The sequence below is a fragment of the Kitasatospora sp. NPDC057738 genome, from assembly GCF_042798815.1.
In the GTDB taxonomy this organism is placed as follows: domain Bacteria; phylum Actinomycetota; class Actinomycetes; order Streptomycetales; family Streptomycetaceae; genus Kitasatospora; species Kitasatospora lactacystinica.
In genome coordinates this window covers 1-24,317 of the sequence record NZ_JBHVJT010000012.1, presented here as the reverse complement: position 1 = coordinate 24,317, position 24,317 = coordinate 1, and the positions used below count along the sequence as shown (strand labels likewise).

The 24,317-nt window shown below is 75.2% G+C and carries 21 protein-coding genes; 11 read left to right on the top strand and 10 right to left on the bottom strand.

Annotated elements, in window-relative coordinates; all coding sequences use genetic code 11:
• Positions 1-6 precede the first annotated feature (6 nt).
• From ACFVGO_RS08910 to ACFVGO_RS08895, 4 genes are all read left to right on the top strand, one after another.
• Complete coding sequence (locus tag ACFVGO_RS08910; RefSeq protein ID WP_380631202.1) at positions 7-1,179, top strand: acyl-CoA dehydrogenase family protein; 1,173 nt, start codon at positions 7-9, stop codon at positions 1,177-1,179.
• Between the two features lie 345 nt (positions 1,180-1,524).
• Positions 1,525-3,123, top strand: coding sequence for a 4-coumarate--CoA ligase family protein (locus ACFVGO_RS08905; RefSeq protein WP_380631201.1), 1,599 nt, complete (start codon positions 1,525-1,527; stop codon positions 3,121-3,123).
• 113 nt (positions 3,124-3,236) lie between these two features.
• Positions 3,237-3,857: a TetR/AcrR family transcriptional regulator gene (locus tag ACFVGO_RS08900; protein ID WP_359913666.1), complete on the top strand. Its 621-nt coding sequence runs from the start codon at positions 3,237-3,239 to the stop codon at positions 3,855-3,857.
• A 146-nt stretch (positions 3,858-4,003) separates the two neighbouring features.
• On the top strand, positions 4,004-6,481 hold the full coding sequence (locus ACFVGO_RS08895) for a SpoIIE family protein phosphatase (protein ID WP_359913663.1): 2,478 nt from the start codon (positions 4,004-4,006) through the stop codon (positions 6,479-6,481).
• 68 nt (positions 6,482-6,549) lie between these two features.
• Here the strand turns inward: ACFVGO_RS08895 and ACFVGO_RS08890 are convergent, their stop codons facing one another.
• The 7 genes from ACFVGO_RS08890 to ACFVGO_RS08860 all read right to left on the bottom strand — a co-directional run bounded on the left by ACFVGO_RS08890 (position 6,550) and on the right by ACFVGO_RS08860 (position 13,097).
• Positions 6,550-8,121 (bottom strand): MFS transporter, encoded by a 1,572-nt coding sequence (locus tag ACFVGO_RS08890; RefSeq protein WP_380352942.1) that lies wholly within the window; start codon positions 8,119-8,121, stop codon positions 6,550-6,552.
• A complete protein-coding gene (locus tag ACFVGO_RS08885; protein WP_359913657.1) occupies positions 8,118-8,765 on the bottom strand; it encodes a TetR/AcrR family transcriptional regulator in 648 nt (215 codons plus the stop codon). The genes ACFVGO_RS08890 and ACFVGO_RS08885 overlap by 4 nt, the downstream gene beginning before the upstream one ends.
• Positions 8,766-8,940: 175 nt before the next feature.
• On the bottom strand, positions 8,941-9,333 hold the full coding sequence (locus tag ACFVGO_RS08880; protein ID WP_359913654.1) for a cell division protein SepF: 393 nt from the start codon (positions 9,331-9,333) through the stop codon (positions 8,941-8,943).
• Between the two features lie 282 nt (positions 9,334-9,615).
• A complete protein-coding gene (locus ACFVGO_RS08875) occupies positions 9,616-10,128 on the bottom strand; it encodes a DinB family protein (RefSeq protein ID WP_359913652.1) in 513 nt (170 codons plus the stop codon).
• A gap of 79 nt (positions 10,129-10,207) precedes the next feature.
• Positions 10,208-10,924 (bottom strand): TVP38/TMEM64 family protein, encoded by a 717-nt coding sequence (locus tag ACFVGO_RS08870; RefSeq protein ID WP_380352945.1) that lies wholly within the window; start codon positions 10,922-10,924, stop codon positions 10,208-10,210.
• Between the two features lie 62 nt (positions 10,925-10,986).
• Positions 10,987-11,757 carry a dienelactone hydrolase family protein gene (locus ACFVGO_RS08865; RefSeq protein WP_380352947.1) on the bottom strand — a complete coding sequence of 257 codons (771 nt, stop codon included), beginning with the start codon at positions 11,755-11,757 and terminating at the stop codon, positions 10,987-10,989.
• Between the two features lie 95 nt (positions 11,758-11,852).
• Positions 11,853-13,097: an MFS transporter gene (locus ACFVGO_RS08860; protein WP_380631200.1), complete on the bottom strand. Its 1,245-nt coding sequence runs from the start codon at positions 13,095-13,097 to the stop codon at positions 11,853-11,855.
• Between the two features lie 109 nt (positions 13,098-13,206).
• Between ACFVGO_RS08860 and ACFVGO_RS08855 the strand changes: the two genes are divergently transcribed.
• From ACFVGO_RS08855 to ACFVGO_RS08825, 7 genes are all read left to right on the top strand, one after another.
• Entirely contained in the window at positions 13,207-14,391 is a 1,185-nt protein-coding gene (locus ACFVGO_RS08855; RefSeq protein ID WP_359913642.1) for an ROK family transcriptional regulator, read from the top strand.
• A 91-nt stretch (positions 14,392-14,482) separates the two neighbouring features.
• Complete coding sequence (locus ACFVGO_RS08850; RefSeq protein WP_359913640.1) at positions 14,483-14,899, top strand: TOBE domain-containing protein; 417 nt, start codon at positions 14,483-14,485, stop codon at positions 14,897-14,899.
• An 85-nt stretch (positions 14,900-14,984) separates the two neighbouring features.
• The gene (locus tag ACFVGO_RS08845; protein WP_380631199.1) at positions 14,985-15,431 is read left to right on the top strand and encodes a hypothetical protein; all 447 of its coding nucleotides are present in this window, start codon (positions 14,985-14,987) and stop codon (positions 15,429-15,431) included.
• Positions 15,432-15,436: 5 nt separating this feature from the next.
• On the top strand, positions 15,437-16,132 hold the full coding sequence (locus ACFVGO_RS08840) for a glycerophosphodiester phosphodiesterase (RefSeq protein ID WP_359913635.1): 696 nt from the start codon (positions 15,437-15,439) through the stop codon (positions 16,130-16,132).
• Positions 16,129-17,226, top strand: a complete 1,098-nt coding sequence (locus ACFVGO_RS08835) for a winged helix DNA-binding domain-containing protein (protein ID WP_380631198.1) — start codon at positions 16,129-16,131, stop codon at positions 17,224-17,226. The genes ACFVGO_RS08840 and ACFVGO_RS08835 overlap by 4 nt, the downstream gene beginning before the upstream one ends.
• A 98-nt stretch (positions 17,227-17,324) precedes the next feature.
• Positions 17,325-18,425 (top strand): AI-2E family transporter, encoded by a 1,101-nt coding sequence (locus ACFVGO_RS08830; protein WP_380631197.1) that lies wholly within the window; start codon positions 17,325-17,327, stop codon positions 18,423-18,425.
• Between the two features lie 103 nt (positions 18,426-18,528).
• Entirely contained in the window at positions 18,529-19,437 is a 909-nt protein-coding gene (locus ACFVGO_RS08825) for a virginiamycin B lyase (protein WP_380631196.1), read from the top strand.
• On the opposite strand, the gene ACFVGO_RS08820 is transcribed toward ACFVGO_RS08825, so the two are convergent.
• From ACFVGO_RS08820 to ACFVGO_RS08810, 3 genes are read right to left on the bottom strand one after another with little or no spacing between them, the layout of a single operon-like run.
• The gene (locus ACFVGO_RS08820) at positions 19,428-19,985 is read right to left on the bottom strand and encodes a GAF domain-containing protein (protein WP_359913624.1); all 558 of its coding nucleotides are present in this window, start codon (positions 19,983-19,985) and stop codon (positions 19,428-19,430) included. The two genes, ACFVGO_RS08825 and ACFVGO_RS08820, sit on opposite strands and share 10 nt — an antisense overlap.
• Positions 19,969-20,835, bottom strand: a complete 867-nt coding sequence (locus ACFVGO_RS08815; RefSeq protein ID WP_380352956.1) for a S8 family serine peptidase — start codon at positions 20,833-20,835, stop codon at positions 19,969-19,971. Before ACFVGO_RS08815 ends, ACFVGO_RS08820 begins: the two co-directional genes overlap by 17 nt.
• Positions 20,832-23,948, bottom strand: coding sequence for an adenylate/guanylate cyclase domain-containing protein (locus ACFVGO_RS08810; protein WP_380631195.1), 3,117 nt, complete (start codon positions 23,946-23,948; stop codon positions 20,832-20,834). Before ACFVGO_RS08810 ends, ACFVGO_RS08815 begins: the two co-directional genes overlap by 4 nt.
• Positions 23,949-24,317 lie beyond the last annotated feature (369 nt).

Genomic DNA, 24,317 nt, shown 5'->3' with positions numbered 1-24,317 from the left:
ACCCGCATGTCCACCATCGGCAGTCAGCTCCTGGAGACCCCCGAGCGCCAGGCCCTGCGCCGGGCCGTCGGCGACCTCGGCCGCCGCTACGGCTCCGCCTACTACCTCGCCAAGGCCCGGGCGGGCGAACCCGCCGACGAGCTGTGGGCGGACGCCGGCAAGGCCGGCTACCTCGGCGTCAACCTGCCCGCCGAGTACGGCGGCGGGGGCGGCGGCATCACCGACCTCGCCATCGTCCTGGAGGAGCTCGGCACCGCCGGCTGTCCGCTGCTGCTGCTCATCGTCTCGCCGGCGATCTGCGGCACGGTGATAGCCCGCTACGGCACCGAGGAGCAGAAGCGCCGCTGGCTGCCGGGCCTGGCCGACGGCAGCCGCCGGATGGCCTTCGGCATCACCGAACCGGACGCCGGCTCGAACTCCCACCGGATCTCCACGGTGGCCCGCCGGGACGGCGAGGACTGGCTGCTGACCGGCCGCAAGGTGTTCGTCTCCGGTATCGACCACTGTGACGCGGTGCTGTTCGTGGCCCGCACCGAGGACGCTCGTACCGGCAAGCTGAAGCCCTGCCTGTTCATCGTCCCGCGTGAGACCCCCGGCTTCGAGTTCCGGGCGATCCCGATGGAGCTCGTCGCCCCGGAGAAGCAGTTCCAGGTCTTCCTGGACGACGTCCGGCTGCCCGCCGACGCCCTGGTCGGCGACGAGAACGCGGGCCTGCTCCAGCTGTTCGCCGGCCTCAACCCCGAGCGCGTCCTCACCGCGGCCTTCTCGCTCGGCCTCGCCCGCCAGGCCCTCGGCAAGGCGGTCGAGTACGCGAAGACCCGCACGGTCTGGTCCACCCCGATCGGCGCCCACCAGGGCCTGGCCCACCCGCTCGCCCAGTGCGCGGTGGAGATCGAGCTGGCCCAGCTGATGACCCAGAAGGCCGGGCTGCTCTACGACGCGGGGGAGGACCTCGCCGCCGGGGAGGCCGCCAACATGGCCAAGTACGCCGCCGGCGAGGCCGCCGCCCGTACCGTCGACCAGGCGGTGCAGACCCTCGGCGGCAACGGCCTGACCCAGGAGTACGGGCTGGGCGCGCTGCTGGCCGCCACCCGGGTCGGCCGGGTCGCCCCGGTCAGCCGGGAGATGGTGCTCAACTACGTGGCCCAGCACACCCTCGGGCTGCCGAAGTCGTACTGATGCACGAGACCTCGCCCAGGTGTGCGATCGAGCCGGTGCTGTCCCCGGTGTGCTGCGGCCGGTCCGAGGGCGGTCGCCGGGGCGTCGGGCGCGAGCGCGGGGAGCCGGATCCCGGGTGAGTGGCGCGGCGGGCGGCGGTGCTCACCCGGACGGTCCATTCGAGCCCGTGGTGCACACCGTCCCGTCGGGCGCCCCCCGGGAGCAACCGCGCCACGCACGGACGGTCACGGGTTCCCCACAATGGCCGAGCCGGACCCCCGACTGTCCGTATGCTCCTGAACGCGCCCCGCACGGAACTGCTCGCCGGTTTTGTTGCTACGTCAACTTCCTTACTGGAGGCTCACCTTGGTGTTCCGCAGCGAGTTCCCCGACGTCTCCGCGGTCGACCAGCCGATCCACGAGGCGGTACTCGGCGCCGCGCACAGGTACGGCGACCGCCCGGCCCTGATCGACGGCGTCACCGGCGAGAGCACCAGCTACGCCCAACTCGCCGCCGCCGTCGAGCGGGTGGCCGCCGGGCTGGCCGAGACAGGCGTGCGCCGCGGTGACGTCGTCGCCCTCTTCAGCCCCAACTCGACCGCCTACCCGATGGCCTTCTACGGCGCGACCAGGGCCGGCGCCACCGTCACCACGGTCTCCTCCTTCGCCAAGCCCGCCGACCTGGCCGGCCAGCTGCGCGACAGCGGCGCCCGCTGGCTGGTCACCGTCTCCGCCTTCCTGCCGACCGCCCGTGCGGCCGCCGAACTCCTCGCCGAACAGGGCCACCCGCTGGCCGGGACCGTCGTCCTGGACGGCGCCGAGGGCCACCGCTCGCTCGCCGACCTGCTGGCCGCCACCGGCCCCGCCCCCGAGGTGACCATCGACCCGGGCGAGGACATCGCCGTGCTGCCGTACTCCAGCGGCACCACCGGCCTGCCCAAGGGCGTGATGCTCACCCACCGCTCGATCGCCACCAACCTCGCCCAGTGCGACGCCCTCTACCGCCCCGCCGAGGGCGAACGGGTGCTCGCCGTCCTGCCCTTCTTCCACATCTACGGGCTGGCCGCGCTGCTCAACCAGCCGCTGCGCTGCGGCGCCACCGTGGTCGTGCTGCCCCGCTTCGACCTGGAGCAGTTCTGCCGCACCGTCCAGGACCACCGGGTGCAGGCCCTGGTGGTCGCCCCGCCGATCGCCCTCGCACTGGCCCGGCACCCGATCGTGGACCAGTACGACCTCTCCTCCGTCGAGTACCTGCTGTGCGCCGCCGCCCCGCTGGACCATGAACTCGCCGACGCCTGCGCCCGGCGCCTGGGCCTGCCGCACCTGCTCCAGGGCTACGGCATGACCGAGCTCTCCCCGGTCACCCACGTCGTCTCCCCGCGCGAGGGCGACCCCTCGCCCGGCTCGGTCGGCCGGATGGTCCCCTCCACCGAGCTGCGGATCGCCGCCCTGGACGGCTCCGACGGCGACCTCGGGCCCGGCGAGCGCGGCGAGCTGCTGATCCGCGGCCCGCAGGTGATGAAGGGCTACCTCGGCCGCCCCTCCGAGACCGCCGCGGTGGTCGACGCCGACGGCTGGCTGCACACCGGCGACGTCGGCTTCGTGGACGAGCGCGGCTACCTGCACATCGTCGACCGGGTCAAGGAACTGATCAAGTACAAGGGCTACCAGGTCGCCCCCGCCGAGCTGGAGGCCGTCCTGCTCGGCCACCCGCAGATCACCGACGCCGCCGTGATCGGGGTCCCGGACGCCGAGGGCACCGAGTGCCCCAAGGCCTTCGTGGTCCGCGCCCCGGGCAGCGCCCTGACCGAGGAGGAGGTCACCGGGTACGTCGCCGGGCAGGTCGCCCCGTACAAGAAGGTCCGCGCGGTGGAGTTCGTGGACGCCGTCCCCAAGTCCGCGGCCGGCAAGATCCTCCGCCGCGAACTGCGCGCCCGCGAGGCCGGGCGCGCCGGCGTCCGCTGACCGGACCGGGCCGCCCCGGCGGCCGAAGACCGGCGCCCGTCTGTGAGGATCTTCCTGCCGCGCCCCGACCGGGACCCGCCGCGCCCCGATCGGAACAGGAACCGCCCGCCGCCATGACCAGCCACCCCGCCGCCCGCGCCCCTCAGCAGGACCGCAGCCGAGCCACCCGGGCCCGGCTGCTCGCGGCGGCCGTGGAATGCCTGGCCGAACTCGGCTGGCACGGCTCGACCGTCACCGTCGTCGCCGAGCGGGCCGGGGTCTCCCGGGGCGCGGCCCAGCACCACTTCCCGACCCGCGAGGACCTCTTCACCGCGGCCGTCGAGCACGTCACCGCCGAGCGGCTGGCAGCCGTCCGCGCCCACGCGGACGAACTGCCGGCCGCCGGGCCGGACCGCACCGGGGCCGTGGTCGACATGATCGTGCGCCTCTACACCGGCCCGCTGTTCCGCGCCGCCCTGCACCTGTGGACCGCCGCCGCCACCGAGGAGGTGCTGCGTGAGCGGATCATCGCCCTGGAGGGCCGCGTCGGCCGGGAGGCCCACCGGGCCGCCGTGGAGTTCCTGGACGCCGACGAGAGCCGCCCCGGCGTGCGCGAATCCGTGCAGGCCACACTGGACCTCGCCCGCGGACTGGGCCTCGCCAACCTGCTCACCGACGACAGCCACCGACGTTCCGGAGTGATCCGGCAGTGGGCGGGCGTTCTGGAGAGTACGCTGCGGCCGGTACGCCCATGACGCCCGTACAACCGGAGCGGCCGGACGCCCCCTGACCAAGGGGTCGCCGGGCGGCCGATGTCCGTGCAGTCTGGAGAAGAATCCCGGCCGGCACGGACCGCGAGGCCCCCGGCCGGGCACGAGCCGAACCGGGGTGCTGCCTGATCATGCACGGACACGAGTGGGACGCGACCGACGCCGCCCCGGCACCGGGCGGCAATCCCGGACGTTCCGACGGCACGTACCCCGAAGGCCATCGGCTCGTCCCGCTCGCCACGGCGCTGCTCCAGGACGACGGACTGATCCTGCACTGGAGCGAGGACGCCGAGGCCCTGCTCGGCTACTCCTCCGAGGAGGCCGTCGGCAGCTACGCCGCCCAACTGCTCACCGACGAGTCCGACCGCTCGGAGGTGCTCGGCCTCTTCCAGCGGATCATGGGCGGCAGCGGCTGGTCCGGGGTCTTCCCGGTGCGCCACCGCGACGGCCACAAGGTCGACCTGGAGTTCCGCACCTACCCGATCGCCGGACCGGGCGGCACCCTGCTGCTGCTCGCCACCGCCTCCGACACGCGCGCCCTGCACGCCGTCGAGGCCGACCTCGCGGTGCTGGACGGCGTCTTCGACCGCTCGCCGATCGGCATGGCCGTCTACGACACCGAACTGCGCTACATCCGGATCAACGAGGCGCTGGCCCGGATGAACGGGGTGCCGGTCGCCGCCCACCTCGGCCGCCGGATATCCGCCGTGCTGCCCGGCATCAACAGCGCCGAGATCGAGCAGATCATGCGTCAGGTGCTGAGGACCGGCAAACCCGTGGTGGACGCCCGCTCGCACGGAAGGGTCCCCGGTGACCCCAAGCGGGACCACGCCTGGTCCGCCTCCTACTTCCGGCTGGAGGACTCCACCGGCCGGATCTTCGGGGTCTGCTCCTCGATCATCGACGTCACCGAGCGCTTCCAGGCCGAGGCCCGTGCCGCCCGCGCCCAGGAACGGCTCGCCACCATCGCCGAGGCGACCGCCCGGATCGGCACCACCCTCGACCTCCAGCGCACCGCCGAGGAGCTGATCGAGGCGGTCGTCCCCCGGTTCGCCGACTTCGCCACCGTCGACCTGCTGGAGCCGGTGCTGCGCGGCTCCGAGCCCACCGTGATCCCCTCCGACCGGAACATCACGCTGCGTGCCGTCGCCGTCGGGGAGTCCTACGAGAGCGGCCTCGCGCACGCCGTGGACGTGGTCGGCGAGACCTCCGAGTACTCCCCGGACCGCAGCTACGTCCAGTGCCTGCGCAGCGGGAAGCCGCTGCTGCGCTCGCACGTGGACGAGGAGGCGCTGCGCGGCCTGGTGGCCAGCGAGGACCGGGTGGCCCCCGGCATAGCGGCGGGCATCCACTCGTACCTGATGGTGCCGATCACCGCCCGGGGCATGGTGCTCGGCGGCTCCGAGTTCATCCGGATGCGCAACCCCGAGCCGTTCACCGCCGCCGACGTCGCCCTCGCCGAGGAACTGGTCGCCCGCACCGCGCTGGCGCTCGACAACGCCCGGCTCTACCGCCGCGAGCGGGAGACCGCGCTCACCCTCCAGCGCAGCCTGCTGCCGCAGGAGGTGCACCGCACCCTCGGCCTGGAGATCGCCTACCGCTACCTGCCCAGCAGCGTGGTCAGCGAGGTCGGCGGCGACTGGTTCGACGTGGTGCCGCTGTCCTGCGGGCGGGTCGCCCTGGTGGTCGGCGACGTGATGGGCCACGGCATCCGGGCCGCCGCCACGATGGGTCAGCTGCGCACCGTCGCCCGGACCCTCGCCACCCTCGACATGCCGCCCGAGCAGGTCCTCACCCGGTTGGACGAGACCGCCACGGGGATCGGCGAGGGCCAGTTCGCCACCTGTATCTGCGCGGTGTACGACCCGCTGGAGCGCACCGTCCAGATCGCCGCGGCCGGGCACCTGCCGCCGGTCCGGGTGGGCCCCGACGGCACCGCCGCCCGGGTGGACGTGCCGCCCGGGGTGCCGCTGGGCGTCGGCGGGGTGGCCTTCGAGTCGATCGAGTTCGACATTCCCGAGGGCGGCATGGTCGCGCTCTACACCGACGGCCTGGTCGAGCGGCGCGGCCAGGACCTGGACGCCGGCATCGACCTGCTCGCCCGCACCCTGTCCGGCCCCGGCCGGACCCTGGAGGAGAGCTGCGACGCCGTCCTCGCGGCGCTGGTCACCGACGGCACCGAGGACGACATCGCGATGATCATGGCCCGGGTGCTGCCGCTGCCCGCCGACCGGATCGCCACCCTGCCGCTGTCCGGCGGGGGCCGGGTGCCCGGCAAGGCCCGCCGCTTCACCCGCGCCACCCTGGAGGCCTGGGGCCTGTCGGCGCTCACCGACTACGCCGAGCTGCTGGTCAGCGAGCTGGTCACGAACGCCCTGCTGCACGCCGACGCCCCGCGCCGGCTGCGGCTGTTCCGCGACCGGGTGCTCACCGTGGAGGTCTCCGACGCCGGCGGCCAGACGCCCCAGCTGCGCCCGTTCGCCGAACAGGACGAGGGCGGACGCGGGATGTTCCTGGTCAGCGAGCTGGCCCAGCGCTGGGGCAGCCGGCTGACCCGGGACGGCAAGGTGGTCTGGGCGGAGCTGGAGCTGCCCTTCGGGGCTTCCTGAGGGAACGGCCGCTCCGCAGACGGGAACGGCCGTTCCCCCGGCGGGGAAACGGCCGTTCCCGGGCACTGCTACGCGGTGACCTTCGGCTGCTCGGCCGGTGCGTCGACCGCGCCCTGCGAACCGGTCGCCGCCCCCGGCTTCGGCTCGGACAGCCCGCGCAGCAGCCGCCAGGCCATCACGGCCGCACCGACCAGCAGCGCGGCGGCCAGCAGCCCGGCGCTGTTCATGCCGTTGACGAAGGACTCCCGGGCGCTCGCCAGCAGCGGCCGGGCGAGCTCCGGCGACAGGCCCTGTGCCGTCTCGACGGCCGAGCCCAGCGATTCGCCGGCCCGGGCGGCCGCCGCCGGGTCCGTCCCGGCCGGGACCGCCAGCCCGCTCGCGTAGATCGAGCCGACCACCGAGCCCACCAGGGCGATGCCGAGCGCGGTGCCCAGCTCGTACGCCGTCTCCGAGACCGCCGAGGCGGCCCCGGCCTTGTCGGCGGGCGCGGCGGTCAGCACCAGGTCGGCGCCGAGCGTGTAGACCACGCCCTCGGCCGTCCCGACCAGCAGGAAGGAGGCGGCCAGCAGCAGGTAGGTGGTGTCCTGCGACAGCCAGCCGAGCGCGCCCACGCCCAGTCCCATCGCCAGCAGGCAGGCCGTCAGCGCCTTGCGGGCGCCGAAGCGCCGGGCGATCGCGGCGGTGAGCAGACCGCCGGCCACCGAACCCGCGAAGGCGGGCAGCTCGGCCAGGCCCGCCTGGAGCGGCTGGTAGCCGCGGACCAGCTGGAGGTACTGCGAGACCACGAAGATCACGCCGGAGAGCCCGACCAGGGAGATCAGCGAGGCCGAGACGGCCGCCGTGAACCGCCGGTCGCGGAACAGCCGGACGTCGAGCAGCGGGGTCTCCAGCCGCAGCTGGCGGCGGACGAAGAGGAACAGCGCGGTGGCGCCGAGGACGAAGGTGACCGGCACGTCCCAGCGGTCCACGCCGTGCGCGGCGGCCTCCTTGATCGCGTACACCGTGCCGATCACGCCGGCCATCGACAGCAGCACGCTCAGCACGTCCCAGCGGCCCGGCTTCGGGTCCTTGGACTCCGGCAGCAGCCAGGCGCCGGACACCAGCAGCAGGATCAGCACCGGGATGTTCAGCAGGAACACCGAACCCCACCAGAAGTGCTCCAGCAGCACCCCGCCGACGACCGGCCCGAGGGCGGCGCCGGCGGTGGCGGCCGCGCCCCAGATGCCGATCGCGGTGGCCCGCTCCCGGTCGTCCGGGAAGAGGCCGCGGATCAGCGAGAGCGTGGACGGCATGATCGTCGCCCCGGCCACGCCGAGCAGCGCGCGGGCCAGGATCAGCCAGCCGGCGCTCGGCGCGTAGGCGGCCAGCAGCGAGGCGGCGCCGAAGGCGGCGGACCCGGCCAGCAGCAGCTTCTTGCGGCCGATGCGGTCGCTCAGGGCGCCCATGCTGACCAGCAGGCCGGCCAGCACGAAGGAGTAGGAGTCGCCGATCCAGAGCAGCTGGGTGCCGCTGGGGCGCAGCGTTTCGCTGATCGACGGGATGGCGAGGGAGAGGACGGTCGCGTCCAGGGCGACCACGGTCACGGCCAGGACGAGGACGGCGAGGCCGGTCCAGCGCTGGCGGGCGGTCAGGGTGTTCATGGTTTATCGGTGTCCGGCCTGTGGTCGGAAGTGCTGTGGACAGGGGTGGCGGTGCTGTGGGCGGTGCTGCCGGCGGTGGCGCCGGCGGGGGTGCGGGTGTCCGGTCTGCGCAGCGCGCCGCCGAGGAACAGCTCGGCGAGCGAGAAGGCGGCGTCGCGCGGGGCGAGCCGGCCGTCCTGGATGGACCAGCCGACGCCGGCCACCAGGTCGAAGAAGGCCTCGCTCAGCCAGGCGGCGCTCAGTTCGATGCGGAACACGCCCTGCTGCTGGCCGCGCAGGAAGAGCGCGTGCAGCCGGGCGATCTGGACCTCCCAGAGGTCGTTGATGTCCTCGTGCTCGTAGAGCTGGTTCTCGCCGGCCAGGAAGGCGCAGAGCATGGCGTCGGGGACGGAGGCGTCCACCAGGCGGCGCAGCGCGGCCTCGGCGTCGCCCCGCTCGACGTCGGCGGTGTCCAGCGCGGAGGCGAAGCGGCGCAGCCCGAGCAGGCCGATCTCGCGGATCAGCGCGTCGCGCCCCGGGAAGAGCCGGTGCAGCGTGGCGCGGCTGATGCCGGCGGCGCGCGCGATCTCGTCCAGGTGGGCGGTCGGGCGGCGGGAGAGGACGCCGACGGCGGCTTCCAGGACAGTGTCGCGATCGGTGGCCATGCATCGAGTCTAGTTCACATGAGACGCGGATGTCTCATTCTTTTGTTCGGGCTCTCAGGTGAGGCGTCGGGTCTCGGTGGGCGGGCAGCAAAAAACCGGGGACGGTGGGTGTACCGTCCCCGGTCCGGGGTGCCGCCGCTGTCGGCCGGAGCTTCAGCCGTCGCCGGGCGGCGGCTCAGCTCTGGTTGTAGAAGCCGGTCTCGTCCATCGGGCGGTCGATCACCATGACCTCGACGTCGGCCGGGGTGAGCAGGAAGACCCTCCGGGCGATCCGCTCGATGCCGCCCCTGGTGCCGAAGATCAGCCCGGAGGCGAAGTCGACCATGCGCTTGGCCTCGGCCTCGTTCATCTCGGTGAGGTCCATGACCACCGGGATGCTCGCCCGGATGTGCTCACCGACCGTCCGGGCCGCCTCGAAGCCCGTCGGCCGCAGGGAGACGATCTTCGTGGGCGCGGGGGCGGCCGGAACCGTCTCCTGATCCACCCACTCGTCGTCGTACACCGCGGCCGGGTAGTTCCCCGAGGGCATCAGCCACCCGTTGTGGTGCTCGTCGCGAAGTGCTCCCATGCCGCGCCTCCCTGCCTCGTCCCGTCCTGGTCCCCCGGGGTCGCGTGCCGTTCTTGACACGTCATCCACTCGTCGGAACTGTCCGAGTATCGCACTGTTCACCGGTCCCGTGCCCGCTCGCAACCCCCGTACGAGTCGTGCCGCGCCGGAAACCCGGGCGAACCCGGGCACTTCCAGTGACGCGGCGCGGCACCGTACGGTTGCGCGCGTTGACCTTATCGGTCGCGGTCACGGCTTAATTGACCTTCTGTCAACAATGAGGAAACGATTTCACCCGTCGCGTCACTCGCCGGTCGCGCCGTCGATCAATTCGCGCAGAAGATCCGCGTGGCCGTTGTGTCGCGCGTACTCCTCGATCATGTGGGTGAGGATCCAGCGCAGCGTCACCGGCTGTCCCCGGCGCGGGTTCTTGCCGACGGTGTCCAGCGGCAGGCCGGCGACGGCGAGGCGGGCGGCCTCGACCTCGGCGCGCCAGGTGGCGAAGTCGGCCGCGACGTCAGCGGTGTCGACGTCGTCGAAGTCGGCGTCCTCGTGCTCCTCGGTCCAGAAGTGCCCGGTGATCTCCCGGCCGAGCAGGACGGACTGGAACCAGTACAGCTCCACCTCGGCCATGTGCCGGACCAGGCCCAGCAGCGAGAGGCTCGACGGCGGGACGGAGCGCAGTCGCAGCTGGTCGTCGGTCAGATCCTCGCACTTGAGGGCGAGGGTGCGGCGGTGGTAGTCGAGGAAGGCGGTCAGGGTGGCGGCCTCGTCGGCCGTCATCGGCGGGTCCACCCGCGGGTTCGGTTCGGTCATGCGCGCCATCCTGGCGTCCGGTCGCGCGCGGGCGCGAGCGATTTTGCTCCCGGCTCTGCTGCCGGCCCCGTGGAGCGGCTCAGCCGGCCGTCGCCCGGTGGCGGGTCCGGACCGTCCGCCAGAGGCCCACCACGCTGCCCAGCACCAGCAGGGCGATCACCCCCGCCGACAGCAGGAAGGCCGCCGAGCCCGGCCGGCCCGCGCTGGCCGCCGCCGTGACGTACACCGCGGTGGTCGGCACCACGCCGATCGCGGTGGCCAGCACGAAGGGCAGGAAGCGGACCCCGGAGAACGCGGCGCCGTAGTTGGCCGCCTGGAACGGCATCCCGGGCAGCAGCCGCAGCACCAGCACGCTGCGGAAGCCCTGCTCGGTGAACCGCCGGTCCAGCGCCCCGAGCACCTTCCCGCGCAGGTACGGGCGCAGCGCCTCCCGGCCGAGGCCCCGGCCGAGCCCGAAGGCCAGGGCCGCGCCCACGGTGGTGCCGAGCACGGCCAGCAGCACGCCCTGCTGGATGCCGAGCAGCAGACCGGCCACCGCGTTCAGCGCCGGCCGGGGTACGAAGGCGAGCGTCCCCACCGCGTAGACCAGGGCGAACAGCGGGCCGAACCAGTACCCCGGCATCCGGTCCGCCAGCCCGCCGGACAGCAGCTCCGTCGGGCTCCACAGCAGCAGCGACCCGGCCGTCGCCGCGAGCACCACCACCAGCAGCGCGAACCGCCACCACGGGGAACGCGGTGCGACGGCGGGCGCCTGCGGCACGGCGGGCGGCACGGGAACGGCATCGGGCTCGAACACCGCCCGAGCCTAACCGGTGCCCGGGCCCCGCCGGCGCCCCGGGCCGACCCGCGGGACGGACCTCAGCTCGGTCGGGAGAGGAACCCCAGCAGGCGCTGCCACGAGTCGCGGGCCGCGTCGGCGTGTTCGACGGCGGCGAGCTCGAAGAAGTTGTGGGGTGCCCCCGGATAGCTGACGAACTCGTGGGGGCAGCCGGCCGCGGTGAGCGCCGCGTCGAAGGCCTCGACGGCGGCGGCCGGGATGTGCTCGTCGGCGCCGCCCCAGAAGGCGAGCACCGGGGCGGTCAGCCCCCCGGCCAGTTGGGTGGGCCCGGGGGCGCCGTTGAGGGTGTCCGGGTAGCCGTAGTAGCCGACCGCGCCGGCCAGGCCGAAGCGCGGGGCGGCGGTGCGGAAGGCCTGTCGGCCGCCGAAGCAGAAGCCGAGCGCGACCACCTCGGCGGGCCCGGCGGCGCGCAGCCGTTCCAGTGCGGCGGTGATGTCGGCGTCCAGTCCTGCGGGGGTGAGCGCGAGCAGGTGGGGGAGCAGGTTCGGCATTTCGCCGAATTCCGCCGGGCGCTTTTCCGGGGCGGCTCCGGCGGTGCGGCCGTAATAGTCGAGGACGAGGGCCGGGTGGCCGTGTTCGGCGAGCCGGGCGGCGGTCCGGCGGTAGAACGGGGAGAGGCCCCTGTTGTCCGGCAGGACGAGCACCCCGGGCCCGGTGGCGGTCTCCGGCCGGGCCAGGAAGGCACCGAACCGGGTGCCGTCGGCCGAGGTCAGGGTGAGTGGGGCGGCCTCGGCCAGGGGCCACGGGGCGGGGCCGAGGACGGGCGGGGCGGCGTCCGGGTCGTAGCACACGGGGGAATTCCTCTCGCGGAGCACGAAAACCGCCGGGCGCGGTGTGCGCCCGGCGGTTCGAGACCTTAGCGGGAAATTCCCTCAGGAATTCATCATCATATCGCGGAGAGATCTTTTCCGGAAGGCTTTTCCGGTGACATTGCGGTCACGTTCTCACCGCCGGAATTCCGTTCGGCCAGCCGCAGCGCCCCGGCGCTCAGCAGCAGGGCGCAGGCGAGCGCGGTGACCAGGCCGAAGGAGACGGTCAGCGAGGTGGCCTGGGCGAGGGCGCCGATGACCGCGGGGGCGATCAGGCCGGAGGTGTAGGTGACGGTGGCGACGCCCGCGATGGCCTGGCTGGGGTTGGTGCCGATCCGGCCGGCCGCGGCGAAGGCGAGCGGGACGATCACCGCGATGCCGATGCCGATGAGGGCGAAGCCGGGGATGGCCAGTGCCGGGCTGTCCGCGGCGACCACCAGCAGGCCGCCGACGGTGGCGACGGCGCCGCCGATGCGGGTGGTGCGGACGGCGCCGAGGCGGCGGATCGCGGCGTCCCCGGCGAGCCGGCTGACCGCCATGGTGAGCGAGAAGGCGGTGTACGAGGCGGCGGCGACGGTGGCCGAGGCGCCGGTGACGTCCCGCAGGTAGACGCCGCTCCAGTCCATCGAGGCGCCCTCGGCGAAGACCGCGCAGAAGCCGACCAGTCCGATCACCAGCGAGCTGCGCGGCGGCAGCGCGAACCGCGGCGGCTCCTCCGCGCCCTCCTGTGCCCGGAGGTCGGGCAGGCCGCGGCAGACGGGCTGGGCGAGCGCGAGCAGGACCAGCGCGGTGACGGCGAGCTGGATCCGGGCGTCGAGGTCCAGGTGGGCGGCGAGGATGCCGAAGGGGGAGGCCAGCAGTCCGCCCGCGCTCCACATCCCGTGCAGCCCGGACATGATCGAGCGGCCGAGCCGCTCCTCGATCTCCACGCCCTGGGCGTTCATCGCGACGTCGGCCATCCCGGAGGTGGCGCCGTACGCCAGCAGGGCCGCGCACAGCACCGGCAGCGAGGGGGCGAGTGCGGGCAGGGCGAGGGACAGGCACCAGAGCGAGATCAGCCCGCGCACCGCGGCCCGGCCGCCGTAGCGGTGCACGAAGCGGCCGGCCAGCGGCATGGCGAGGGAGGAGCCGACGGCGGGCATGACCAGGGCCAGGCCGAGCTGGCCGGTCGAGAGGTCGAGGTGGTGCTGGATCCAGGGGATGCGGGTGACGAAGCTGCCGGTGACGGCCCCGTGCACCAGGAAGGTCAGGGCGATGCTCCTCCGGGCCCGGCGGGGCGCGGCCAACGGCTCCGGCGGTGGTGGTGCGGTGGTTCCGCTCATGGGTTCTTCCCTCCCGGTCGCGCGGTGAGGGGCGCGACAGTGCCCTGTGACGGTCGCTAAATTATCAGGAAGGGACCCTGATAGAAATGCTCTGGAAGGATGAGCTGCCATGACCACCGCGCGTACGGCCACGCCGAGTACCGCCCGGGCGATCAACGACCGGTTGGCGCTCAACCTCCTGCTCGAACAGGGCCCCCTGACCGCGACCGAGCTGCGCGACCTCACCGGCCTCTCCCGGCCGACCGTCGCCGACCTGCTCGAACGCCTCCAGCGCACCGGACTGGTGGCCGTCGTCGGCGAGCGCGGCGAACAGCGGCGCGGCCCCAACGCCCGGCTCTACGCGCTGGTCGCCTCCCGGGCCCACCTCGCCGCCTTCGACGTCCGCTCCGGCGGCGTCAGCCTGGTCGTCGCCGACCTGGCCGGGCGCGGCCTGGCCACCGCCGAGGTCCCGGTCGAGGGCGACGGCGGGCCGGACACCGCCGGGACCATCGTCGCCGCCCTGCTGGACACCGCTCGCGGCGTCGGCGTCGAACGGCTGCACACCGTCGCGGTCGGCGCCCCCGGACTGGTCGACCAGGCCACCGGCCGGCTGCAGAGCACCGGCAAGCTCCCCGCCTGGCACGCCGAACTCCTCGCCGCGCTGCGCGAGCTGCCCGGCACCGAGGTGATCCTGGAGAACGAGGTCAACCTGGCCGGGCGGGCCGAGTACCGGGTCGGTGCCGCGCGCGACCGCGACACCTTCGTACTGCTGTGGCTCGGCCACAGCGTCGGCGCCGCCGTGATCCTGGACGGGCGGCTGCGCCGGGGCTTCTCCGGCGGCACCGGCGAGATCTGCTTCCTGCCCGTTCCCGGCACCGTCGCCCTGCCCAGCGCCGACAGCTGCGAGGGCGGCTTCCACAGCCTGGTCGGCAGCGCCGCGATCTGCGCGCTGGCCCGCGCCCACGGGCTGCCCGCCGGCCCGGCCGGGGACGCCCCCGCCGCCGAGGCCGCCGTACGGGCCGCCCTGGCGGCCGGCGCGGCGGGCGAGGTCTTCCTGGACGAGCTGGCCGAGCGGATCGCGATCGGTGCGGCGAGCGTCTGCGTGGTGCTGGACCCCGGCTGCGTGGTGCTCGGCGGCGAGGTCGGCCGGGCCGGCGGCCCGGAGCTGGCCGGACGGGTCGAGCGGCGGCTGGCCCGGCTCTCCCCGCTGAGCACCGAGGTGCGGGCCGGCACGGCGGGCGGCGGCGCGGTGCTCGCCGGGGCGGTGCTCACCGCCGGGGACGCGGTGCGGCGCGACCTCTTCGGCGAGCCGTGACCGCCCTCGCGTGATCACCCGCGCCGTCCGTACGGCAGGATGGCGCAGGGGCACTCGCCCCGGGAATCAGAACCACCGTCAGGAGACGCTCATGGGCCAGCCCGAGGTGCCGGCCAACCCGTACCGCATCGGCGAGGCCGCGGCGCTGCTCGGCGTCAGCGCCGACACCATGCGGCGCTGGGTGGACGCCGGGCGGGTCGCCGCCGCGCGGGACGAGCACGGGCACCGGATCATCCCGGGGGCCGAGCTCGCCGCCTTCGCCCGGGAGCTGGCCCGGCCGGAGAACTCCGAGGCGGAGGGCCGGCCGTCCTCGGCGCGCAACCGGTTCCCGGGGATCGTCACCCACGTGGTGCTCGGCGACGTGGCCGCGCAGGTGGAGATCCAGGCCGGGCCGTTCCGGGTGGTGTCCCTGATCAGCCGGGAGTCGGCGGAGGAGCTGAACCTGGTCCCCGGCGCACCCGCCACGGCGGTCATCAAGTCCACCAATGTGATGGTCGAACGACGCTAGTCGGGGCCCGTCGCCCGAGCACGGGCCGCCCCGGCCGCCCCGCCCCACGAGCCCCACGAGCCCCGGAACCGAAGGAGAGGCCCGGATGCCACCCCCGCACCTGCCGACCACCCAGAGCGCCGTGCTCGCGATCGAGGCCGTGACCGCCCGGCACGGCCGCACCGTCCGCGCCCAGCACGACATCGGCCGCGACCGGACCTTCGCCGGGCTGGTCGGCCCGGGCGGTCCCGACGGGGAACCGGACGCCCTCCCGCACGAGGCACTGCTGGAGTTCGACGGCCGGCCCGCCGTCACCGTCCGGCTGTTCACCCACGACGAGGTCACCGTGACCGTCGAGGGCATCGCCTTCGACGTCGACCGCGACCGCGTCCCCGGCTTCCTGAACGCCCTCTGGTCCGACCTGGTGCACGTCAAGGCGCGCACCTTCCCGCCGTCCACCACGCTGATCGTCACCGTCCCGGGGGAGCCGAGCCACCGCGAGGCCATCGGCGTCCACGACCTCACCCCCTGGCTCGCCGGAAGGATCCGTTGAACGCCATGGCCAAACCGCTCGCCGTCGCCCACCGCGGCGACCCCTACCGCCACCGCGAGAACACCCTGCCCTCCGTCGAGTCCGCGCTCGCCGCCGGGGCCGACGCCGTCGAGGTGGACGTCCGGCTCACCCGCGACCGGGTGCCCGTGCTGCTGCACGACGAAACCCTGGAGCGGCTCTGGCGCGACCCGCGGTCGATCGACCGGGTCACCGCCGACCAGCTGGAGGAGCTGCGACAGGGCCCGCTCACCGTCCCCACCCTCGCCGAGGCGATCAAGGCGGTCGCCGCCGTCGACGGCCGCAGGCTGCTGATCGACCTGGACGACGCCGGACCGGCCGCGGCGACCTGGTCGGTGGTCACCGGGCTCGGCGCCGAACGCGCGGTCGCCTTCTGCGGCCCCACCACCGCCATGCTCGCGGTGCGCGAACTGAGCCCGGACGCCGAGATCGCCCTCACCTGGAAGCAGCCCGGGATGCCCGTGCGCGCCCTGCTCGACGACCTGCGCCCGCGCTACCTCAACCCGCCGTTCGGCCTGGTCACCCCCGCGTTCACCGCCGCCGCGGCGGAGCAGGGGCTCGCCGTCTCCACCTGGACCGCCGACCTGCGCCGCACCATGCGCCGGCTGCGCGAGAGCGGCGTCGCCTCCATCACCTCCAACCGGATCGGCGTCCTGCGCTCCGTGCTGGACGGCCGCCGGTGACCGCACCGGTCCTGAGCCGACGGGCGCTCGGCCGGGCCCTGCTGGCCCGTCAGCACCTGCTCGCCCGCACCGACCAGCAGCCCGCCGAACTGATCCACCACCTCGGCGGCCTCCAGGCCCAGGCCGCACCCCAGCCGCCCTACCTCGGACTGCTGGCCCGGCTCGACGGCTTCACGCCCGAGCGGCTGAGCACCCTGATCGAGCAGCGGGCGGTGGTCCGCACCGCCCTCCAGCGCGGCACCATCCACCTCGTCACCGCCGAGGACTGCCTGACGCTGCGCCCGCTCCTCCAGCCGATGCTGGACCAGGCGATGCGCACCACCTTCGGGAAGCGGCTGACCGGCCTGGACCTGGACGCGCTCGCCGCCGAGGCCCGCACCCTGGTCGAGGAGCGGCCGCGCACCTTCCAGCAGCTCGGCGCGCTGCTCGCCGCGAGCCGCCCGGACCGCGACCCGGCCGCCCTCGCCCAGGCCGCCCGCTGCCGGCTGCCGCTGGTGCAGGTCCCGCCGCGCGGGCTGTGGGGGCGCGGCGGACCGGCCGCCCACACCACCGCCGAGGCCTGGCTCGGCCGCCCGCTCGACCCGTCACCCGGCCCGGACGGCCTGGTGCTGCGCTACCTCGCCGCGTTCGGCCCCGCCTCCGCGGCCGACCTGCGCCAGTGGTGCGGCCTGGCCGGCCTCGCCCCGGTGCTGCGGCGGCTCGCACCGAGCCTGCGGGCCTTCCGGGACGAACAGGGCCGGCAGCTGTACGACCTGCCCGAGGCGCCCCGCCCCGACGAGGACACCCCCGCGCCGGTCCGGCTGGTCGCCCCGTTCGACAACCTGCTGCTCTCGCACGCGGACCGCACCCGGGTGCTGTCCGAGGAGCACCGGGGCCGGGTGATGACCCGCAACGGCATCGTGCACGGAACCCTCCTGGTGGACGGGCTGGTCGCCGGGACCTGGCGGCTGACCGGCGACCGGGAGGTGACCGTCGCCCCGTTCGCCCCGCTGCGTCCGGCCGACCGGCGGGCCGCCGAGGCCGAGGCGCAGCGGGTACTGGTCTTCGCGGGGGCGGGCGAGGACGGCGCGGTGCGGTTCGAGGCCCCCGGGTAGCTCGTTCGGGTGCTCCCGGCCGGTCCGCCGCGCGGGCCGTCGGAACCTCTGCTGAGCTGGGGCGGTCCGGAATCGTCGAGACCCCGGCGGAGGCGACCGTGTCCGTGGAGCGCGCGCCCGGCGAGGAGCGGCGGCCGGACCACCGCAGGCCGTACCTGATGCTGCCGCCCGCGCTGCGGCAGGCGGCGGCCTGGTCGCTGGCGGTGATCCTGCTGATCGCCGTCGCCTCGCTGGTGGTCTTCGCGCTGGTCGAACTGCGGGCCGCGACCGTGCCGTTCCTGCTGGCCCTGCTCGGGACCTCGCTGCTCTACCCGGTGGTGCCCTGGCTGGTGCGCCGGGGCGTCGGGCGGGGCCTGGCCGCCGGGCTGACCTGCACGGTGCTGGTCACGGCGGTCGGCGGGGTGATCGCCCTGCTGGTCAACTCCCTGGTGCACAGCGCCCCGCAGATCGCCGCCTCGCTCCCGGAGGCCGGGCGGCGGCTGGCCGGCTGGCTCGGCCCCTTCGGGTCGAAGATCCAGCACGCGCTGAGCAACGCCAAGGGCGAGACCAATTCGCTGGTGTCCACCCTCACCAACGGCGTGCTCTCCGGGCTCGGCCTGCTCACCCAGCTGATCACCGGCGGGGTGCTGGCGCTCGCCCTGGTGTTCTTCTTCCTGCGGGACGGCCACCGCACCGGCGACGTCATCCGCTCCTACCTGCCCGAGCGCAGCGCCACCACCGTGATCGCCTGCGCCGGGCGGGCCTTCGACGCGATGGCCGGGTTCATGCGCGGCACCACCCTGATCGCCCTGATCGACGCGAGCTTCATCACCATCGGCCTGCTCGCCCTCGGTGTGCCGGGCGCGCCGGGGCTGGGCGCGCTGGTCTTCATGGGCGCCTACATCCCCTTCGTCGGGGCCTTCCTGTCCGGCACGGCGGCGGTCCTGGTCGCCCTCGCCGACGGCGGCATCGGTACGGCGCTGTGGGCGCTCGGCGTGGTGCTCACGGTGCAGATGATCGAGGGGAACATCCTCCAGCCGGTGATCCAGAGCCGCACGGTGGAGCTGCACCCGGCGACCATCATGGTCGCCGTGGTGGCCGGCGCCGGTATCGCCGGCATCATCGGCGCCCTGCTCGCCGTCCCGGTCTGCGCGGCCGGAATGGGCGTCGTCTCGGTGCTGCGCGGGGATCCGGACCGGTCGGCGGTGCCGGACCGCTGAGCAGCCGGCCGGGCGGAGCGGAAAGCGGGTTGCCGTCGGCCGGGGGATCATGTGAGCATTGCTAATGCGACATGAGTCGCAATAGTGCTTCGGGAGGGGTCGCATGGAACTGTTCGAGGTGGCCGAGGCGGGAGCCGGGCCGTACGGGGTCGCCGTGGGGCCCGACGGGGGCGTCTGGTTCACGCTGGTGCACAGCGGGGAGATCGGGCGGCTCGCCCCGGACGGGACGGTGCGGCGCTACGGCCTCGGGGCGCCAGGGTGCGGGCCCGCGGTGATCACGGCGGGCCCGGACGGGGCGCTCTGGTTCAGCCGGATGCGGGACCACCGGATCGGGCGGATCGACGTCCACGGGCGGGCCCGCTCGTTCGAGCTGCCGGGCGAGGACCCCGGCCCGTACGGGATCGCCGCGGGGCCGGACGGGGCGCTCTGGTTCACCGAGCTGAACGCCGACCGGGTCGGGCGGATCACCGTGGACGGCGAGGTGACGCAGTACCCGCTGCCGGTCGACGGGGCCTTCCCGTCGCTGATCACGGCCGGGCCGGACGGGGCACTGTGGTGCACGCTCAACCAGGCGGACGCGGTGGCGAGGGTCGGCACCGACGGCGCGGTGACCGTCCACCGGCTGCCCACCGAGGGCACCGCGCCGGTCGGGATCACCGCCGGGGCGGACGGCGCGCTCTGGTACGTCGGGATCGGCGGCGGGCTGGTCGGGCGGATCACCGTGGACGGGAAGGTGAGCGAGCATCCGCTGGCCGACCGCTCGGCCAGGCCGCACGCCGTCGCGGCCGGACCGGACGGGGCGCTCTGGTTCACCGAGTGGGGCGCCGGCCGGATCGGGGTGCTCACCCCCGACGGGCGGCTCGACGGCCACCCCGTCCCGGGCCCGGGCGCCGAGCCGCACGGCATCGCCGTCGCCCCGGACGGCACGGTGTACGCGGCGCTGGAGCGCGGGCAGATCGCCCGGCTGACCCCGGCCCGCGACGCCCGGGCTGCCCGGGGCGCTCAGGGCTGACGGCGCAACAGCTCCTCCAGGTCGGCGAGCAGGCCGAGGGCGGCGGCGCGGTCGGGGGCCGGCGCCGGGGCGGGGGAGCGCTCGGCGATCACCCGCAGGGCGGCGGCGGCCTGGCGGGCGAACATCGCCAGCAGGTCCAGCTCGGGCAGGCTGGCGCGGGCCTGCGGGGCCGGGTCCAGCACCTCCAGGACGCCGAGCACCCGGCTGCCGTGGGTGAGCGGCGCGGCCATCAGGGCGGTCGGGACGTACGCGGTGGACTCGGCGAAGTCCCGGTCGAAGGTGCGGTCGGCGCCCAGGTCGTCCACCACCATCGGCTCGCCCGAGGCGGCCACCCAGCCGGCGATCCCCCGGCCGGCCGGGAAGCGGCGGCCCACCAGCGACTCCTCGCCGCGCCCGGAGACGGCCTGGAAGACCAGCTCCCCGGCCGCCTCGTCGAGCAGGCACACCGAGCCCGCCTGGGCGCCGAAGATCGCCCGGGCGACGTCCACCACGGACTGGAGCAGCTCGCGGGCCAGCGGGTCGACGGCGGGGTCAGTGCTGAGGGTCATCGGGCGCCTCCGGGGTGGGGGTGGAAGGGACCTGGACGTTGGCCGCGGTGAGGTAGAGCGCGCTCTTCAGCTGGAAGGTGGTCAGCCTCGGCCGCCGGGACAGGATGCGGGCGCAGAGCCCGGCCACGTACGGGGTCGCGAAGCTGTTGCCGGTGGTGCGGATCGTGGCGCCGCCGAGCCAGGGCACCCGGACGTTCTGGCCGGGCGCGAAGAACTCCACCGGCGGGGCCGGGTTGTACAGGTGCAGCCGCGGGTCGTCCTCCTGGTGGCTGCCCACCGAGATGACCGAGGAGAACCGCCACGGGTAGCTCTCCACCGGGGTGTTGTGGGCGGAGGCGACGATCGCGGTACGGGCGAAGAAGGCGTCGTCGGCGATCGCGTGCAGCTCGTCCAGGAAGCGGGTCCGGGTGGTGGAGAGGCTGAGGTTGATCACGTCGAAGCGCTGCCCGACGGCCCAGCGCAGCCCGGCGATCAGCATGTCGCCGGTGCCGGTGAAGCGCTCGCCGAGGACCCGCACGCTGTAGAGCTCGCAATCCGGGGCGGTGCGGCGGATGATGCCGGCGCAGGCGGTGCCGTGCCCGCAGGTGTCGCCGGCGGAGTCCGGGCGGACGACCAGCTCCCTGGTGGCCGGGTCCCTGGCCACCGCCCAGGAGCCCTGCACCGGCCCGACCAGCGGGTGGTCGGGCTCGATCCCGGAGTCGACGACGCAGACCCGTACGCCCTTGCCGGTCCCCCCGCCCCCGCCCCCGCCGCTCTCCTCGCCGTCGGGGGCGACGGCGTCGGCGAGCACCGGCAGGTCGGCGGGGGTGCGGTCGCGCAGGCTCCAGGTGAGGCCGGCCGGGCCGCTCACCGGGTGCCCCCGAGCCGCTCGGCCCGCCGCACGCCCGGCAGGTGGCCCTTGGCGGCGAACCGGTCCCGGGCGGTGGCGGCGGCCACCGCGGCCTCGGCGGGGCGGTCGAGCAGCAGCAGGGCGTGCGCCCGGTCGAGCGCGGTCAGCGCCTGCAGCAGCAGCGACTCGGTGGCCTCCGCGGCGGCCAGGGCGGCGGCGGTCAGGTCCAGGGCCGGCGCGGCCTCGCCCCGGGCGGCGGCGAGCCGGCCGCGCAGCGCGTCCAGTTCGATCGCGAGCACCGGCGGCAGCGCGGCGAGGGCGTCCGCGTCGTCCAGGTGCCGGGCGGCCTGGGCCGGGCGGTCGGTGTCCAGCAGGACCCGTGCGCTGGTCAGGGCGAGGCGCGGCAGCGGGGCGGGGCTGCCCTGGTGGCGGGCGATCTCGGCGGCGTCGGCGAGCAGGTCCAGCGCCTGGCCGCTCTGGCCGAGGGCGGCCGCCGCCTGGGCGGTCAGCGCGGGCAGCGCCACCATCGCCTCGGCCAGCGACAGCTCCCCGGCCAGGCTGTTGGCCTCGGCGAGCAGCAGCTCGGCCTCCTCGGGGCGCTCGCGCAGGGCCAGCAGGACGGCCAGCGGGCCGTTCAGCGCGACCCGCACGGTCCGCCGGCCGGTGCCGTGCTCGCCGAGCAGGGCGCGCAGCCGGAAGGTCGCGTTGGGGACGGGCTCGGGGCCGGCCAGCAGGGAGGCGGCCAGTGCGGCCAGCACGGCGGCCCGGTCCAGCTCGGCGTCGGTGCGGCAGACCCGGTCGAGGGCCTGGTCCAGCAGCCGCTCGGCCTCGGTGTGCCGGCCGGCCAGCAACTGCTCCTCGGCGAGCCGCAGCCCGGCCCGGGCCCGGCCGAGGTCGTCCCCGGTGTCGGTGAACAGCGGCAGGACGGCGCGGGCGGTCGCGGCGGGCTGGTCCGGGCCGGGCGGCAGGCCGCGGGCGGCCAGCGCGAGCCGGGCGTGCGCGGCGTCCAGCGGGTCGGCGGCCGCGTCCCGCACCTGGGCGAGGACGGGCAGCGCCTCCTCGGCGCGGCCGAGCGCCAGCCGGGCCTCGCCGAGGCGGCGCAGCGCGGGGCCCGCGGCGCGCTCGCCCGGGTAGTGCAGCCGGACGGCGCGCTCCAGCAGGTCGGTGGCGGCGGGCAGGTCGGCGCGGGCCAGCGCGCCGGCCCCGGCGGCGCAGAGGGCGGCGGCCGCGCGGGTGCGCAGCACGTCGGTGCGGGTGTCCAGCAGGCCGAGTTCGAGCCGGTAGCGGTGGGCGCGTTCCAGGTGGCCGCCGACGGCGGCGTCCCCGGTGGAGCGGACGGCCGGCAGGTCGGCGGCGCGCTCGTGGCGCTCGGCGCGGGCCCGCTTGGACATCGACTGGTAGACGGACTCCTGGACCAGGCCGCTGCTGAACCGGTAGCCGGTGCCGGCCGGTTCGACCAGCCGCAGCTCGGCCAGCCGGGCCAGCGCGGCGTGCAGCCGCGGCGGGGTGTCGTCGCCCCCGGCGGACGGGCCGGCCGGCAGCCCGTCGATCGGGCCGGTGAAGACGTCGTCCTCCGGGTCGGCGAACGCGTCCTGGTCGCTGCCGCCGTGGGCGAGTTCGGCGAGTTCGGTGGCGGTGAAGGCGCGGCCGAGGACGGCGGCGAGGTCGAGGGTGGCGCGCTCGTCGCGCTCCAGCCCGTCGATCCGGGCGCTGAGCAGGGCCCGTCCGGTGGGCGGCAGTTCGTCGGTCGGGACGGGGCCCTCGGTCTCGGTGAGGGCGGCCAGCAGCTCCTCCAGGTGCAGCGGGTTGCCCTCGGCGCGCTCCAGCAGCCGGGTGGGAACCGCGTCCTGGTGGGCACTCAGTTCGGTCAACTGGGCGGCCAGCAGGGCGGATTCGTCCCAGGACAGGCCGCCGACCGGCAGTGCCGGCAGCTCCGGGCGGGCGGCCGGGAGCTCGGGGCGGGTCAGGCAGAGCAGCAGCACGGGGGCCGCGCCGAGCTCGGCCGCCAGCCACCCGGCGGCGTCCACCAGCGCCGGGCCGGCCCACTGGCAGTCGTCCAGGACCAGGACGGCCGGGCGCTCGACGGTGCGGCCCCGCAGGATCGCGGCCAGCAGCTCCAGCGAGCGGCGGGTGTCGAGGCCCGGCGCCGTCGCCTCGTCCAGCCGGGCCAGCGCCTCCGCCGGAGCGGCGCCCCCGGGCTCGTCCAGCAGGGTCCGGACCGCCTCGGCGATCGGCGCCAGCGTGCCCTGCTCGCCGAAGCTGCGGCAGCGGGCGGTGCCGCAGCGCGCGGTGCGCCGGCCGACCCGCTCGCGCCACTCGCGCACCAGCCGGGTCTTGCCGATTCCGGCCTCGCCGGCGACCAGCAGCAGCTCGGCCCCCGAGCCGCCCGCCACCCGCGCCAACGCGGCGTCCAGCTGAGCCAGTTCGCGATCCCGGCCGACCAGCGGGACGTCGAAGCGGCGCAGCAGCTCCGGGTCGTCCTCGTCCAGGGCGACCAGGCGGTAGGCGGTGACCGGCTCGGCCTTGCCCTTGAGGTGCAGCGGGCCGACCTCGTCCACCTGGGCGGCCGGACCGGCCGCGCGCAGCGTCTGCGGGCCGATCAGCACCTGGCCGGGGGCGGCCCGGGTCTGCAGCCGGGCGGCGATGTTCACAGTCTCGCCGGAGATCAGCGCCTGGCGCGCCGAGGCGTCCGAACCCGCCACCACCTGGCCGGTGTTGACACCGATCCGGACGTCCAGGCGGACCCCGAGGGTGGCGTCCAGCTCGGTGTTGAGGTCCTCCAGGTCCTCCAGCATGGCGAGGGCGGCGGCCAGCGCCCGGTGGGCGTCGTCCTCGCGGATCACCGGGACGCCGAAGACGGCCATCACGGCGTCCCCGATGAACTTCTCCAGGGTGCCGCCGTGCGCCTCGATCCGGCGGTGCATCCGCTCGAAGTAGCGCAGGATCACCTCGCGCAGGGTCTCCGGATCGAGCGCGCCGGACAGGGCGGTGGAGTCGACCAGGTCGCAGAAGACCACCGTGACCAGCTTGCGCTCCTCGGCGGCCAGGTCGAGGGCGGCGCCCCGGGCGGCGCCGCAGGAGGGGCAGAACTGGTCGTTGGTGCCGACGGGCTGGGCGCAGAGTGGGCAGGGCATGGTGGCCGTCCTTCGGTCGTCCTTCGCTGTGCGGGGGCGTGCGCGGCGGAGCGGGTGTACACGGGCGTTCCCGGCCAGGGTCGCGGGCGCGGCTTCGGGCCCGGTTCGGGAACGCCTGGCGAGCGGTATGGCCGCAGGCGGGGCGGGGTGCGGGGGCCTGCGGGGAGGGCCCGGTGCGGCCCGCGCGGCCCGGTGCGGCCGCGCCGACCTGCGGACATACCGGATCCCAACCGGCCCCGAAGCCGGGCGCAGCCGGTCCCGCCCAGCATGGTGGGGGGGGGGGGGGGGGCGGCCGACGGCTGCGACAACAACCCCCCAAGCGGGGGGGGGGTGGAGCCTGGACGAGGAGATGGAGTAGCAGGCCACCGG